Annotated in this window: 11 protein-coding genes; 9 read left to right on the plus strand and 2 right to left on the minus strand. The window is 64.2% G+C overall.

What is annotated here, in order from left to right; all coding sequences use genetic code 11:
- The first annotated feature begins 2 nt into the window (after positions 1 to 2).
- Both icmH and tssM read left to right on the plus strand, forming a co-directional pair.
- Complete coding sequence (gene icmH, locus RRX38_RS01790; protein ID WP_315961244.1) at positions 3 to 827, plus strand: type IVB secretion system protein IcmH/DotU; 825 nt, start codon at positions 3 to 5, stop codon at positions 825 to 827.
- On the plus strand, positions 824 to 4,246 hold the full coding sequence (tssM, locus tag RRX38_RS01795) for a type VI secretion system membrane subunit TssM (protein ID WP_315961245.1): 3,423 nt from the start codon (positions 824 to 826) through the stop codon (positions 4,244 to 4,246). The genes icmH and tssM overlap by 4 nt, the downstream gene beginning before the upstream one ends.
- 63 nt (positions 4,247 to 4,309) lie before the next feature.
- Here tssM and hmpA read toward each other — a convergent pair whose 3' ends face one another.
- Positions 4,310 to 5,491 (minus strand): NO-inducible flavohemoprotein, encoded by a 1,182-nt coding sequence (gene hmpA, locus RRX38_RS01800; RefSeq protein WP_315961246.1) that lies wholly within the window; start codon positions 5,489 to 5,491, stop codon positions 4,310 to 4,312.
- Between the two features lie 211 nt (positions 5,492 to 5,702).
- On the opposite strand from hmpA, the gene RRX38_RS01805 reads away from it, so the two are divergent.
- The 3 genes from RRX38_RS01805 (at position 5,703) to RRX38_RS01815 (ending at position 8,474) form a co-directional block, all read left to right on the plus strand.
- The gene (locus RRX38_RS01805) at positions 5,703 to 6,140 is read left to right on the plus strand and encodes a YqaA family protein (RefSeq protein WP_315961247.1); all 438 of its coding nucleotides are present in this window, start codon (positions 5,703 to 5,705) and stop codon (positions 6,138 to 6,140) included.
- A gap of 179 nt (positions 6,141 to 6,319) precedes the next feature.
- A complete protein-coding gene (katB, locus tag RRX38_RS01810; protein WP_315961248.1) occupies positions 6,320 to 7,861 on the plus strand; it encodes a catalase KatB in 1,542 nt (513 codons plus the stop codon).
- A gap of 88 nt (positions 7,862 to 7,949) precedes the next feature.
- The gene (locus RRX38_RS01815) at positions 7,950 to 8,474 is read left to right on the plus strand and encodes an ankyrin repeat domain-containing protein (protein ID WP_410524859.1); all 525 of its coding nucleotides are present in this window, start codon (positions 7,950 to 7,952) and stop codon (positions 8,472 to 8,474) included.
- Between the two features lie 266 nt (positions 8,475 to 8,740).
- Here the strand turns inward: RRX38_RS01815 and RRX38_RS01820 are convergent, their stop codons facing one another.
- Positions 8,741 to 9,241: an Lrp/AsnC family transcriptional regulator gene (locus RRX38_RS01820; protein ID WP_295473333.1), complete on the minus strand. Its 501-nt coding sequence runs from the start codon at positions 9,239 to 9,241 to the stop codon at positions 8,741 to 8,743.
- Between the two features lie 138 nt (positions 9,242 to 9,379).
- Here RRX38_RS01820 and RRX38_RS01825 point away from each other — a divergent pair, with 138 nt between their 5' ends.
- The 4 genes from RRX38_RS01825 to RRX38_RS01840 all read left to right on the plus strand — a co-directional run bounded on the left by RRX38_RS01825 (position 9,380) and on the right by RRX38_RS01840 (position 14,439).
- Positions 9,380 to 10,315, plus strand: coding sequence for a DMT family transporter (locus RRX38_RS01825; protein ID WP_315961250.1), 936 nt, complete (start codon positions 9,380 to 9,382; stop codon positions 10,313 to 10,315).
- A 247-nt stretch (positions 10,316 to 10,562) separates the two neighbouring features.
- Entirely contained in the window at positions 10,563 to 11,231 is a 669-nt protein-coding gene (locus tag RRX38_RS01830; RefSeq protein ID WP_315961251.1) for a (2Fe-2S)-binding protein, read from the plus strand.
- Entirely contained in the window at positions 11,231 to 12,226 is a 996-nt protein-coding gene (locus RRX38_RS01835; RefSeq protein WP_315961252.1) for a xanthine dehydrogenase family protein subunit M, read from the plus strand. Before RRX38_RS01830 ends, RRX38_RS01835 begins: the two co-directional genes overlap by 1 nt.
- Complete coding sequence (locus RRX38_RS01840; protein ID WP_315961253.1) at positions 12,223 to 14,439, plus strand: xanthine dehydrogenase family protein molybdopterin-binding subunit; 2,217 nt, start codon at positions 12,223 to 12,225, stop codon at positions 14,437 to 14,439. Before RRX38_RS01835 ends, RRX38_RS01840 begins: the two co-directional genes overlap by 4 nt.
- Positions 14,440 to 14,477: the final 38 nt, after the last annotated feature.

The raw sequence follows: 14,477 nt of genomic DNA on the forward strand, positions 1-14,477 counted from the left end.
CCATGAATCATTCCCTCCCACAGCACGCAGCCCCTGGATTCTTGAATACCTCATGGCCGACCCGGCCACTCACGGCTTCATCCTCAGGCCCGCCAGGCCAGCCTGAAATCACCCCCGGTAACGCCCTGGTGGCGGCGGCCATGCCTTTGCTCAGCGGCCTGGTGCGCATCCGCTACGACGAAAACGAGCCGGCCATCGACCCGCTCAATGCACAACTGCGCGAGCGCTTGCGTGACTTCGAGCGACAGGCCCTGCATGCCGGTGCTGACGGCGAACAGGTCGAAACTGCCCGCTACCTGTTATGCACCGTGCTCGACGAGGCCGTGCTCACCACTTCTTGGGGACGGCACGGCGACTGGGCGCAACACAGCCTGCTCAGCCACTTTCACAACGAGACCTTCGGTGGTGACCGCTTCTTCCATTTTCTGGAGCAACTGTCGAAAGACCCCTTGCGCAACCTGCCACTGCTGGAACTGAGCTACCTGTGCCTGGCCCTGGGCTTCGAGGGTCGCTACCGGGTCCAGCCGGGGGGCGCAGTGGAACTGGAGCAGGTCCGCGATGCGCTGTACCGGCAGATCCGTCATTGGCGTGGCGACCCCTCCGGTGAGTTGTCAGTGCCAGCTCCAAGGCCTGGCGAGCAACCACCGCCAGCGTTGCGCATCGTACCGCGCTGGCTGGTCGCGCTGTTCACGGCGGTGGGCCTGAGCATCCTGTACGCCGGTTTTGCCTGGGTACTGGGCGAGCAGCGCGACAGTGTGGTGCAGCAATGGCAGGCGCAGGGCCTGATCCTGGATGAAAAACCGCAAGGCACGCGAGGCCGCCAATGAAGATGATGATCGACAAATGCCTGCGCATACTGAGCCAGGCCTGGCTCTGGAGCCTGGTGTTGCTGCTGTGCGTGATTGCCCTGCTGTGGTGGGGCGGCCCACGCCTGGCCATCGACGAGTCGCGGCCTTGGGCGTCGGTCAGCGCCCGGCTGGTGACGGCAGGCGCACTGCTGCTGCTCTGGGGCGCGGCAATGCTGCTGGCCGGCTGGTCCAAACGGCGTGCTGCCGGGCAAGACCCGGTACGCCAGGCCGAGCTGTTGCGCCAGGGTGACGAGCGCAAGGCACTGCGCCTGGGCTTTGCCGCTGCGATGCGTGCCCTGACCACCTGCGGCTTGAGTCGTGCTGCTGCGCGCCGCCAACCCTGTTACCTGCTGATCGGCCCCCCAGGCAGCGGCAAGACCCGCCTGCTGGCCTGTTCAGGGCTGGAGTTTCCTCTGCACAGTTTCGACCTGGCGGCCGAGCGTACCGCTGACCAGTGCGAGTGGTATGTCACCGACCAGGCGTTGCTGATCGACGTACCCTCACGCTACCTGACTCAGCTCGATGCCGGTGTGGATGCACATGGCTGGAAAACCCTGCTCAGGCTATTGCGCCAGCGTCGCCGGGCCAGGCCGTTGAACGGCGTACTGCTCAGCGTGCCGGTGCCCATGCTGTTGCAAGGCGGCCAGCAGGCCATGCAGGCGCTGAGGTTGCAGCTGCGCCAGCGCCTGGACGAAATTCGCCGCATCCTCGGCGCCCAGGTACCGGTCTACCTGGTGCTGAGCAAGGCCGATCAGCTACCGGGCTTCACCGCGTTCTTCAGCTCGCTGAGCCGGGAACAGCAGCAACAGGTGCTGGGGGCCAGCCTGGCGTCGCCGCGCATGGCCACTGACCCGCATCAGGTTCGCCAACAGGTGCAGGCCTTGCTGGCGCACTTGGACAGCCAGTTGCTGGGGCGCCTGCATCATGACCGGGACGTTCGTCGGCGCAGTCTGATGCTGGAGTTCTCCCAGCAGATGGCCGTGCTGGGCGAGCGCCTGTGCAGCTTCATCGACGGCGTATTCACGCCTGGGCGAATGGGGGCCGTGCACGGCTTGCGTGGGTTCTATCTGACCAGCGCGGCGGTGCCGACGCTGGGTGACGAGGAACGGGATGGAACGATGGAGTTCCACCCGGAAAGACACGCACCCAGCCGGTCGTTGTTCATCCATGATCTGTTCGCCCGCGTCATGTTCGCTGAAGCCGCCCTGGCCGGTCTGGAGCCAGGTGAGCAGCGGCGCATCCGCTGGACCCAGCGTGCGGTGTTGGGCACCGGCCTGGCGGCGCTGGTGGTGGGCGGCCTGCTGTGGACCCAAGGCTTCGCGTTGAATCATCAGCGTCTCGAAAGTCTGCGCCAACTGGCCAATGACGGGGCGCTTCATCGCCAGCTTCTGACCCCGGATGCCGACAGCCAGACCACATTGAAGCTGCTCGATAACCACTGGCAGGCCACCCAGGTGTTTCCCGCCAGTGAGGCGCTGGCCTGGCATGAGCGCAACGGGCTGTACCAGGGCGGCGTCACCCGGCCGGTGGTGGTCGCCGCCTACCACGCCGAGTTGCAGACGCAGCTGCTGCCGCAGGTCAGTCGCCTGCTGGAAACCCGCATCCGTGCCAGCCTGCACGACCGTGATGCACTGCTGGACAACCTGCGCGCCTACCTGATGCTCAACCTGCCGGCGCGGCGTGACCCGGCCTGGCTGGCGCAGCGCCTGGACGAGGAGTGGGGGCGAATCTACCCGGCCCAGCCGCAGGTACAAGAGGGCCTGAACCGGCATTTCGGTGCCTTGCTGCAGGTGCCGTTCAGCCAGCCACTGGATGAAAAGCTGGTGAGTCAGGCCCGCCAGGTGCTGCGCGGCGAATCGTTGGCGAGCCTGGCCTACAAGGTGCTGCGTGAGCAGGCCAGAGGCCTGCCGGAATACCGCCTGGGCCAGCACCTGGGGGCGCAACGCGAGCTGTTCGTCGGTGCCGAACATGGCATCCCCGGCCTGTATACGCGGCAGGGCTACCGACAGCTGTTCTCGGTGCACAGCGCCACTCAGGTCAGCGAACTGCTGCGTGACAACTGGATTCTCGGCGGGGGCAGCGAGCTGAGCGCCCGGCAGATGCGCCAATTGCTTACGGAACTGGAACAGCTGTATTTCCGCGACTACGCGCGCTACTGGAGCGAAGCCGTGGGGCGTTTGGGGCTGCTGCCGTTCAATGATGCCGGTGAGGGCGCGGACCTGGCCAACGGCCTGTTGTCGGCGCATTCACCGGTGGTGCAAATGCTGGTGCAGATTCGCGACAACACCCGCTTTGCCCCCGCCCAGGAGGCGGACTCCAGTCCTCAACCCGAAGCGGGACTGGCGGCGCTGGCGCAGACCGGCAAAGCCCTGGCCACGCCGGACAATGCCCGCAAGACGCTGCAACGACGCTTCGAACCCTTGCACCGCCTGCTCGATGAAGACGACTCGCCAGTGCCCGAGCTGGCTGGGGTGCTGCAGGCACTGGACGCCGTGCAGCAACAGCTGGCGAGCCTGGCGCGTACCAGCCAGCCTGAACAGCTGGCTTATGACATGGCCCGTGCTCGAATGGGCGGCCAGCGTGATGCGCTGAGCCAGTTGCGCAACAGTGCCGCACGCCTGCCGCGCCCGGCGGCCGACTGGTTCGCCGTGCTGGCCGACGATGCCTGGCGGCTGATGCTTGCCGATGCGTATCGGTACCTGGACCAGCGCTATCGGAACGAACTGCACGCGTTCTACGCCAAGGCCCTGGCGCAGCGTTATCCCTTCCATGCGCATGCCAGCAGTGACGTGGCTTTGAATGACTTTCGCGAGTTCTTCAAGCCCCAGGGCCTGTTGGAACGCTTCGTTGAGCGACACCTGCAACCCTTCGTCAGTGGTCAGCCGGGCAACCTGCGTTTGCGCAGCGTCGATGGGCACGGCCTGCCAATGTCGGTCGCTTTCCTCGAACAGTTGGGCAGGGCGCAGCGGATTCGCGAGGCGTTTTTCGCCGAAGACCCGGCGCAGCCGCAGATTCGCTTTCGCCTGGAACCTTACGGCCTGGACAGCGCCGCCAGCCGGGTGGAGTTCCGTTTCGGAGCGGCGCGGCAGGAATACCGACATGGGCCGATCGTGCCGTTGCCACTGACTTGGCCGGACGCCGAAGGGCAGGGCGCGGCCAGCCTGCTGGTCGAGCGCCGAGGAGGGCGTGCGGTGGGGATCGAGAAAGACGTCGGGCCCTGGTCGCTGTTCCGCCTGCTGGACCTGCTGCAGAGCGAGCCCTTGAGCGGACGTGACGTGCTGCTGTTCAAGGCCGAGCTTGGCGGCCTGCGGGCCAATTACCTGCTGGCCAGCCAGCGAATGCCCAGCCCGTTCGACATGAGCGCGCTGCGCGGCTTCCGCCTGCCAGGGCAACTGTAAATGTTCAAGCGCCAGGGCCTGTGACCAACGTCACGGGCCCTGGCGCTTGAGGTAGAGCGGGTGTCAGTCCGGCAACTGCGCGGCCGGACCGAAGAACTCGTAGTGGCTTTGCGCTACGGGCACACCCAGGGCCTTGAGGTCGCGTTTGACACTGGCCATGAAACCCGCCGGGCCGAGGAAGTAGGCATCCAGGTTGCGGTCCTCTGGCAACCAGCTGGCCAGCACTTCCTGGCACAGCCGGCCCTGTGCGTCGAAGCGGTCGCCGGCTTGTGGCTGGCTGTAGCAGAAGTGCAGCCTCAATTGCGGATGCTGGCGTTGCTGTTCCTCCAGCCAGGGGCGGAAAGCCTGCAAGCTGCCGTTGCGGGCGCTGTGGATGAAGGTGATCGGGCGCCCGGTCGGCAGGGCGGCTTCGAGCATCGCCAGGGTCGGAGTGATGCCCACGCCGGCGCTGATCAGCACCAGCGGGCGAGTCGAGGCCTCCAGTGCGAAATCGCCGGCGGGTGGGAACAGCTCGATGCGCTCGCCCACCTGCAACCGGTCGTGCAGGTAACCCGAGACCACGCCGCCGGCTTCGCGCTTGACACTGATGCGGTAGCCACGGCCATTGGCCTGGGCTGAAAGTGAATAGTTGCGGCGTACTTCCTGGCCATCGATGAGCAGCTTCAACCCCAGGTACTGGCCTGGCTCGAAGCTCACCACGGCGCCACCGTCTTCGGGCTCGAACCAGAACGAGGTAATCTGCTCGCTCTCGCGTTCCTTGCGCACCACCTTGAAGGTTCGCGCGCCGCGCCAGCCGCCCTGGGCGATTTCGTTCTCAAGGTATTTGGCTTCTTCCGCGCCGATGAGGATATCCGCCAGTTGCCCGTAGGCCGCAGCCCAGGCGGCGATCACTTCATCGGTAGCGATCTCTTCACCCAGCACTTCACGAATGGCGCGCAACAGGCAAGTGCCGACGATGGGGTAGTGCTCGGGCAGAATCTGCAGCGCCACGTGCTTATTGACGATCTGGCCCACCAAGGGGCCAAGGGCTTCCATGCGGTCGATGTGTCGCGCATACATCAGCACGCTGAATGCCAGGGCTCGGGGCTGGGCGCCGCTGGCCTGGTTGGCCTGGTTGAACAGCGGACGGACCTGCGGATATTCGGCGAGCATCATCTGGTAGAAATGCGTGGTCAGCGCCTCACCGCCGGACTCCAGGAGCGGGACGGTGGCCTTGATGATCGCGCGTTGCGCTTCGTTGAGCATGGGTGACTCCTTGGCTGGATGACGATTACCAGGGAGGAGTCAACTTCCGTGCCAGTTCCGCAAGCCTTGTAAACCGGGGTTCTTGGCTGCTTGTAGTCATTAAGACTGCTGGTTTGCTTTGGTCAAAATGACTCTTCTTGGTCAATTTGACCCGATATCGTTTTGCTACGAGACGGTTAGAATGGCGGCCCCGTTTCAAGGCTCGTCCGCCATGTTCGAACTGTCCAGCTACCTCGGCCTGTTTTTCGCCGCCTTCGGTGCTGCCACCCTGCTGCCCATGCAGTCGGAGGCGGTGCTGGTGGCGATGCTGATTTCCGGGCATTACCTGACCTGGCTGTTACTGCTGGCCGCGACCCTGGGTAATGTGCTGGGTTCGATCACCAACTGGCTGATTGGCCGCTCGGTAGAGCGGTTGCGCCACAAGCGCTGGTTCCCGGTGTCTGAACAGCGCCTGGGGCAGGCCCGCCTCCAATATGGCCGCTACGGTTACTGGTCGTTGCTGCTGAGCTGGGTGCCGGTGATCGGCGACGCCCTGACCGTCGTGGCCGGGGTAATGGGCGAGCCACTGTGGCGTTTTACCCTGATCGTTACCCTGGCCAAGGGTCTGCGTTATCTGGTGGTCGTGCTGCTGACGCTGGGTCTTGTTTAGTGCCCTCAATTGAAAATCTGGCCGATCTGCGCGTGCTCGAATCAACTAATCAACTAAGTAGCGTGGCGTTATTGAAAAACCTCATCGGTGGCATCTAGAGAATCTATTTAAGTTTTTCGGAGGGGGCTTACTACTCTCTGCGAGCGAAAATGCCCAATTAGAGACATCGGAGTCCACCTATGAATCCTTCGCTGAGCTTTTTTAAACCCGGCCGCCTGTTAGTTGCTGCAACACTGGCTGCGAGCCTGTTGTCATTGTCCGTGCAGGCTGCCACGTTGACCCGCGATAACGGTGCGCCGGTCGGCGACAACCAGAATTCGCAGACCGCCGGACCGAATGGTCCGGTGTTGCTGCAGGACGTTCAACTGCTGCAAAAACTGCAGCGCTTCGACCGTGAACGCATTCCGGAGCGCGTGGTACATGCCCGTGGTACAGGCGCCCATGGTGAGTTCACGGCCAGTGCCGACATCAGCGAACTGAGCATGGCCAAGGTCTTCCGCCCCGGCGAGAAGACCCCGGTGTTCGTGCGTTTTTCCTCAGTGGTGCATGGCAACCATTCGCCGGAAACGCTGCGTGATCCGCGCGGTTTCGCCACCAAGTTCTATACCGCCGATGGCAACTGGGACTTGGTCGGCAACAACTTCCCGACCTTTTTCATCCGTGACGCGATCAAGTTTCCGGACATGGTCCATGCCTTCAAGCCTGACCCGCGCACCAACCTCGACGATGACTCGCGCCGCTTCGACTTCTTCTCTCATGTACCGGAAGCGACGCGTACGCTGACCCTGCTGTACTCCAACGAGGGCACTCCGGCCAGCTACCGTGAGATGGACGGCAACGGCGTGCACGCCTACAAGTTGGTCAATGCCAAGGGCGAAGTGCACTACGTGAAGTTCCACTGGAAGAGCCTGCAAGGACAGAAGAATCTCGACCCCAAGCAAGTCGAAGAAGTGCAGGGGCGTGACTACAGCCACATGACTCACGACCTGGTCAAAGCCATTAACGATGGCAACTTCCCGAAATGGGACTTGTACATCCAGGTGCTCAAGCCTGAAGAACTGGCCAAGTTCGATTTCGATCCACTGGATGCAACCAAGATCTGGCCTGACGTGCCGGAGCGCAAGATTGGTCAGATGGTGCTCGACCGCAACGTCGACAACTTCTTCCAGGAAACCGAACAAGTAGCCATGGCGCCGTCGAACCTGGTGCCTGGGATCGAGCCGTCTGAAGATCGTCTGCTTCAGGGGCGTCTGTTCGCCTACGCCGACACGCAGATGTACCGGATCGGTGCCAACGGCCTCAGCCTGCCGGTGAACCGTCCGCGTAATGACGTGAATAACATCAATCAGGATGGCGAGACGAATAGCGGACATACCACCAGTGGCGTCAATTACCAGCCGAGCCGCCTGCAGCCACGAGAGGAGCAGCCCAGCGCGCGCTACTCGCAGATGCCGTTGAGCGGCACCACCCAGCAGGCGAAGATCCAGCGCGAGCAGAACTTCAAGCAGACGGGCGAGCTGTTCCGCTCATACAGCAAGAAGGAGCAGACCGACCTGATCAACAGTCTGGGCGGGGCCTTGGCGGTCACCGATGAGGAAAGCCGGTACATCATGCTGTCGTTCTTCTACAAGGCTGACAGCGACTACGGCACTGGCCTGGCGAATGTCGCCAAGGCCGACCTGAAGCGTGTTCAGCAGTTGGCGGCAAAGCTGCAGGACTGACGAGTCGACGGGTGGGCCTGCGGGCCCGCCTTGCATTCAGGAGGTCAAGACCATGTACAGATGGATGGCGGCGGTCGTACTAGGGCTGATGCTCAACACCACTTACGCTGAAGGCCGGCAAGCGCTGCCCAATGAGAGCGGTGACACCGCACAACGCTTGCGCGGCTACTTCCTCGACGCCGCACGTCGCGGCGACCAGGCAATGCTGGATGAATTCATCAAGGCCGGTTATGACTTGAACGTTCATGACGACAAAGGCTACACCGGCTTGATTCTCGCGGCCTACCATGGCCAGCGCGACGCCGTGGAACAGCTGCTGGCGGCGGGGGCCGACCCTTGTGCCCAAGACTTGCGCGGGAATACGGCGTTGATGGGGGCGGTCTTCAAGGGCGAGGTGCGCATCGCCCAGCGCCTGCTCAACGCCCCCTGCAGTCCGGATCAGCGCAATGCCAGCGGGCAGACGGCGGCCATGTATGCGGCGCTCTTCCATCGCCAGGAGCTGCTTGAGGCGCTGAAGGCACAGGGTGCGGACTTGAACGCGACCGATGCGCTCGGGAACAGTGCACAGAGCTTGAGTCGGGGCGAGATCAATGGCGTTAAGCCGGGGAATTGACTGAATTCGATGCCTCTGCCGAGGCCGGAAAGCTCGTGGTTGAGGCCGCGAGCTAAAACTCTCCAACTTTTGGGGGGCAGTTCAGCCTGGTGGGAGCGGCTTCAGCCGCGAAAGCGCCAGGAAATTCTCTGCATCTGCTGTGAACAGGCGGTCGCTTCGCGGCTGAAGCCGCTCCTACCCGGCCTGACTGACCCGTATTGGCCTTAGCCCCAATACCGGTCAGTCAGGCGGTGGAAGCGCTTGATCGAACGGTATCGGGCTTGGCCCTACCGCCTCGGGCTCCTGGCCAGGGCCAGGCCATCCGGCGGCAAGGGCAGGGCGGTCTTGTACAGCACCTGCTTGAGCGCAAAGCTGGAGCGGATGTTGGCCACCCCCGGCACCTTGGTCAGGTGTTCGAGAATGAAGCGTTCCAGTTCATGGATGTTCGGCACCAGGATGCGCAGCAAGTAGTCGGCGTCGCCGGTCATCAGGTAGCACTCCATCACCTCCGGGCGGTCGGCCACCGCCGCTTCGAAGCGCTGCAGGGCGCCTTCGTCCTGCTTCTCCAGGCTCACATGAATGAATACGTTGAGGTCCAGGCCCAGCACCCTGGGGTCGAGGAGGGTGACCTGGCCCTTGATCAACCCGGCCTCCTGCATGGCCTTGACCCGATTGAAGCAGGGCGTGGGTGACAGATTCACCGAACGCCCCAGTTCGGCATTGGTGATGCTGGCGTCGCGCTGCAAGCTGTCAAGAATGCTGATATCGGTGCGGTCGAGTGTCTTCAAGAGAACAAACCTCTGAAAAAAGTCGTGAAGGCAGATGTTAATGCTTCAAATAGCTCTTGATGCAGAAGAATCAGGAAAAATTTTCTGCGGACCTTTCACTAGCATGGCTTTGGCGAACTGACCCGTCGGAGCCCCGTCATGCCTGGAACCAGCAAGATCATCCCCGCCATTCCTACCAGCGGCCCGCTGGCCACTCCACAGGCCAAGGGCGTGTTGTTGCTGGTGCTGGCGATCGTCATCTGGGGCGCCAACTGGCCGGTGATGAAGGCCGGTCTGCAGCACATCAGCCCGGTGTGGTTTGCTGCGGTGCGCTTTGCCGCTGGCGCAGCCTGCCTGTTCGCCCTGCAACTGGCGACCGGCAGCCTGCGGGTGCCGCAACGTCGCGACCTGCCCCTGATCCTCAGTGTCGGCCTGCTGCAGATGCTGACCTTCACCGTACTGGGCGCCATGGCCATGACCCAGGTGCCTGCGGGCCGCTCGGCAGTACTTGCCTACACCACGCCGCTATGGGTCACGCCACTGGCCGTGAGCTTTTTCGGCGAGCGGCTGAGCCGCCGGCAACTGGCCGGCACCTTGCTGGGCGGCATTGGAGTCGGCGTGCTGTTCAACCCGCTGACCCTGGACTGGCACGACAGCGCCTTGCTCAAGGCCAACCTGATGCTGATCGCCGCCTCGTTGTGCTGGGCGCTGTGCATTCTGCATATGCGCCATTCGCGGCCCGCTGCCAGTGCCTATCAGCTGGCGCCCTGGCAGATGCTCACCGCCACCGTACCGCTGCTGGGCCTGGCGTATGCGCTGGAAGGGCCATTCACTGGTGACGGCTCGGCCACGCTGTGGCAGATCATGCTGTTCATGGGGCCACTGGCTACCGCGTTCTGCTTTTGCGCGGTGAATGCCGCGAGCATGTGGCTGTCCAGCACCAGCATGTCGACTGCCATGCTCGGGGTGCCGGTGGTGGGGCTGTTGATGTCGGTGGCGTTCATGGGTGAACAGCTGACCTGGCCGTTGCTGGCGGGCGTGCTGGCGATTCTGGCGGGCATCGTGGTGGTGACCTGCGGACGTAATTCGGGTTGATGCTTCTGTATTAATACCACCCCTTATCTTTGCGTGGTTCAGCCACCCACCTCCTGCGGCACCTTCGAAGTGGTCAGCAGGAGGGGGCTGGGTGCGCTTGTCTGACCACCACCACATTGCGCTGAATCTATTTACCCGCCCAGGGTCCCCTTAAAGGTCCGGTCATGTCCGGAAGGCGGCGACGGCGTATCGCGGCCCCTCATGACCTACAGCGCCAGCGTGAGCGCGCCAATGAAGGGTGATCCTGATGAAAGATTCAACCACAGCGTCCAAGGCCGATGCGGCGGCCACGGCCTTGCAGGCTTCAAGGCGGCATTTTCTCAAGGTCGGTGCCTCTGGTCTGGCAGCGGCGACGGTCGCCACCTGGGTGCCGGAGTCCGCTGCGCAACCCGCGCAGGCGGCGCCCGCTGGCGAGCAGTCAAGCGCACCGGCTGCTGGCGAGCGCAGTATCGAGCTGAAGGTCAACGGCCAGAGCCATCGTCTCAACGTGGCACCCAACGCGATCCTCCTCGATGTACTGCGCGACCGCCTGCAGCTTACCGGCACCAAGAAGGGTTGTGACCATGGGCAGTGCGGGGCCTGCACCCTGCTGGTCAATGGCGTGGCGATCAACTCGTGCCTGTCCATCGCCGTGCAGCACGACGGCGACGAGATCACCACCATCGAGGGCCTGGCCCGCGACGGCCAGTTGCATCCGGTGCAGGAGGCCTTCTGGGAGCACGATGCCTACCAGTGCGGCTACTGCACCTCCGGACAGATCATGAGCGCCGTGGCGATCCTCAACGACCCGAACATTCCCGCCGACGACGCCAGCGTACGCGAAGCCATGAGCGGCAATATCTGCCGCTGCGGGGCCTACAAGAACATCCTCGCCGCCGTGCAGTCGGCGCGCAGCAAGATGGGGAGGCCAGCCTGATGCGAACCTTCGACTATCAACGCGCCAGCTCGCCGGCCCAGGCGGTCAGTCAGGCCACCGGCGACGGGCAGCGCTTCTACCTGGCCGGCGGCACCACGCTGCTGGACCTGGTGAAGCTGGATGTGATGCAGGCCGACCAACTGGTGGATATCAACCGCCTCGACCTGCTCAAGATCGAACCCTTGAGCGATGGCCGCCTGCGCATCGGTGCGCTGGTCAGCAATACCGAGCTGGCCCAGCATCCGCTGGTGCGCGACCGTTACCCGGTGCTCGCCGAAGCCATCCTGCAAGGCGCCAGCACGGCGTTGCGCAACAAGGCCACCACCGGCGGCAACCTGATGCAGCGGGTGCGCTGCAATTACTTCCGCGATGGTCTTTCGGCGTGCAACAAGCGCGAGCCGGGCTCGGGCTGTGCGGCCATCGACGGCCTGAACCGCAGCGTGCATGCGGTGCTCGGCACCAGCGACCAGTGCATCGCCACGCACCCCTCGGACATGTGCGTGGCGGTGGCGGCCATCGGCGCACAGGTCACCGTGCAGGGCGCCAAGGGCAGCCGCGACATCGGCTTTGCCGATTTCCACCTGCTGCCCGGCCAGACCCCCTGGCGCGAGCATGCCCTGGAAAGCGGTGAACTGATCACTCACCTGACCCTGGACGCGCCGCTGCCCGGCAGCCGGTCGGCGTATCTGAAGCTGCGCGACCGCACCTCCTACCAGTTCGCCCTGGCCTCCAGCGCCGTGGTGCTGGTGCTTGAAGGTCAGCGCATCAAGGAGGCACGCATCGCCCTGGGCGGGGTCGCCACCAAACCCTGGCGCGCCGTCGAGGCGGAGCGTGCGCTGGTGGGCCAGCAGGCGTCGCTAGACCTCTACCAGCGCGTTGCGCAGCTGGCCATGAAAGAGGCCAAGGCCTACAGCCATAACGCCTTCAAGATCCCTCTGGGGCAACAGGTCATCACCCGCAACCTCCGTGATCTCACGGCCAAGGAGCTCGCATGAGTCAGACCATCATCGGCAAGGCGCACAAGCGCATCGACGGCCGCCTGAAGGTCAGTGGCCAGGCGCGCTACGCGGCGGATCATCCGTACCCCGGCATGCTCTACGCCTATGGCGTGTACAGCAGCATCGCCTGCGGGCGCATCCAGGCGCTCGACACCTCGGCGGCCAAAGCCATGCCCGGCGTAGTGGAAATTCTCCACCATGGGCACTGCCCGACGCTGCATCGCACCCCGGAAAGCGCGATGAGCTTCGACCAGATATTGCAGGCCAGCAAGGCCGACGAACACCGGTTGCCATTCGAGGATGACCGCATCTATTACCCTGGCCAGTTCGTCGCCCTGGTGGTCGCGCAAAGCTTCGCCCAGGCGCGGGCCGCCGCGCAGGCGGTGAAGGTCAGTTACCAGGCTGAGGAGCCGGTGAAGAATCTCGAGGAGGGGCTGCGCCTGAAGGGCTTCAAGCCCAGCAGCGGCACCCACGAGCGCGGCGACCCGGACACCGCGTTCCAGCAGGCCACCCAGCGCATCGACGTGACCTACACCACCCCGGCAGAAACCCACAACCCCATGGAAATGCACGCCACCACCGCGCACTGGCAGGACGGTCGGCTGTATGTGGAAGAAAGCACCCAGGGAGTGGTCAACCATCGCAACTTCCTGGCCAATGTCTTCGACCTGGCGCCGGAGCAGGTCGAAGTGCGTGCGCCGTTCATCGGTTCCGGGTTCGGCGGCAAGCTGTGGCCCTGGCCGCATTCGGTGGCGGCCTGTGCAGCGGCAAAAATGACCGGCCGCCCGGTGCAACTGATGTTGCCCCGGGCGCAGATGTTCAGCACCGTGGGCCATCGTCCGGAAACTCGCCAGCGCCTGCGCCTGGCCACCGATGACCAAGGCCGTCTGGTGTCGCTGCGTCACGAGTCGATCAACAGCACCTCGACTGTGGACACCTACACCGAGACCTGCGGCAGCGTCACCAAGAGCCTCTACAGTTGCGCCAATGTGCTGGTCAGTCATGCCACCAGCCCGGTCAACCACGGTACGCCGACCTCGATGCGCGCCCCTGGCGCGGCACCGGGGCTGTTCGCCCTGGAGTCGGCCATCGATGAAATGGCCGAAGCGGTGAAGATGGACCCGCTGGCGTTCCGTCGCCTGAACCTGGCGAGCAAGGATGAAAGCAGCGATCTGCCGTGGTCGAGCAACCACCTGGCCGAAGCCATCGACCAGGCGGCCGAACGCTTCGGCTGGAACCAGCGCGATGCGCGCATCGGCGCAATGCGTGACGGTGACGAAATCATCGGCTACGGCATGGGTGCCTGTAACTGGGAGGCGTTCCAGGTGCCCACCGAAGCGCGGGTCAGCCTGCGCGCCGATGGATCGGCGCTGGTGCAGTGCGGCGTGCAGGACATCGGCACCGGCACCTACACCATCGTCGCGCAGACCGTCAGCGAACTCACCGGGCTGCCGCTGGAGCGTATCGAAGTTCAGCTGGGCGATTCGTCGTTCGTCCCCGGCCCGGTGTCCGGGGGCAGCTGGATGACCGCCAGCGTCATGCCGGCCCTGGCCGGTGCCACGCGCCAGGCGCTGGACAAGCTGCGCAGCTTCGCGGTGGCCGACAAGGCCGCCTTTGCTGGTGAAAAGCCGGAGAACCTGGAGGTGCGCGACGGGCAACTGGTCAAGGATGGTCGTCAGGTGAGTTTCGCCGAGATTCTCAAGGGCCAGCGCCTGGCCCGCGCCGAAGGCACTTTCCGCAGTGGCATGGGCGACCAGAAGAAATTCTCCTATCGCTCGTTTGGTGCGCATTTCGTCGAAGTGCGCTGGGACCCGGGCATCTCGCGCCTGCGCGTGGCGCGGGTAGTCAGTGCCATCGACGTCGGCAAGGTGGTCAACCCGCTGGCGGCGCGCAACCAGGTCGAGGGCGCCATCGTCATGGGCGTCGGCATGGCGCTGTTCGAGGCCACCGAGTACGACCCGCGCACCGGCCTGCCGGTCAATGACAACTACGCCGAGTACGTGGTGCCCGTGCACGCCGACCAACCGGAGCTGGATGTGATCCTGCTCGATTATCCGGACCTCAACCTCAACGAGTTCGGTGCCCGGGGCATCGGCGAAATCGGCATCACCGGGCTGGCCGCCGCCGTCGCCAATGCGGTGTACCACGCCACCGGCCAGCGCATCCGCAACCTGCCCATCACCAAGGAGAAGCTGATGGCCGGTCTTTGATCGGCGTGCGCGCCTGCCCGGTCAATGGACCGGGCAGG

Source organism: Pseudomonas sp. DTU_2021_1001937_2_SI_NGA_ILE_001, from assembly GCF_032463525.1.
GTDB lineage: Bacteria > Pseudomonadota > Gammaproteobacteria > Pseudomonadales > Pseudomonadaceae > Aquipseudomonas.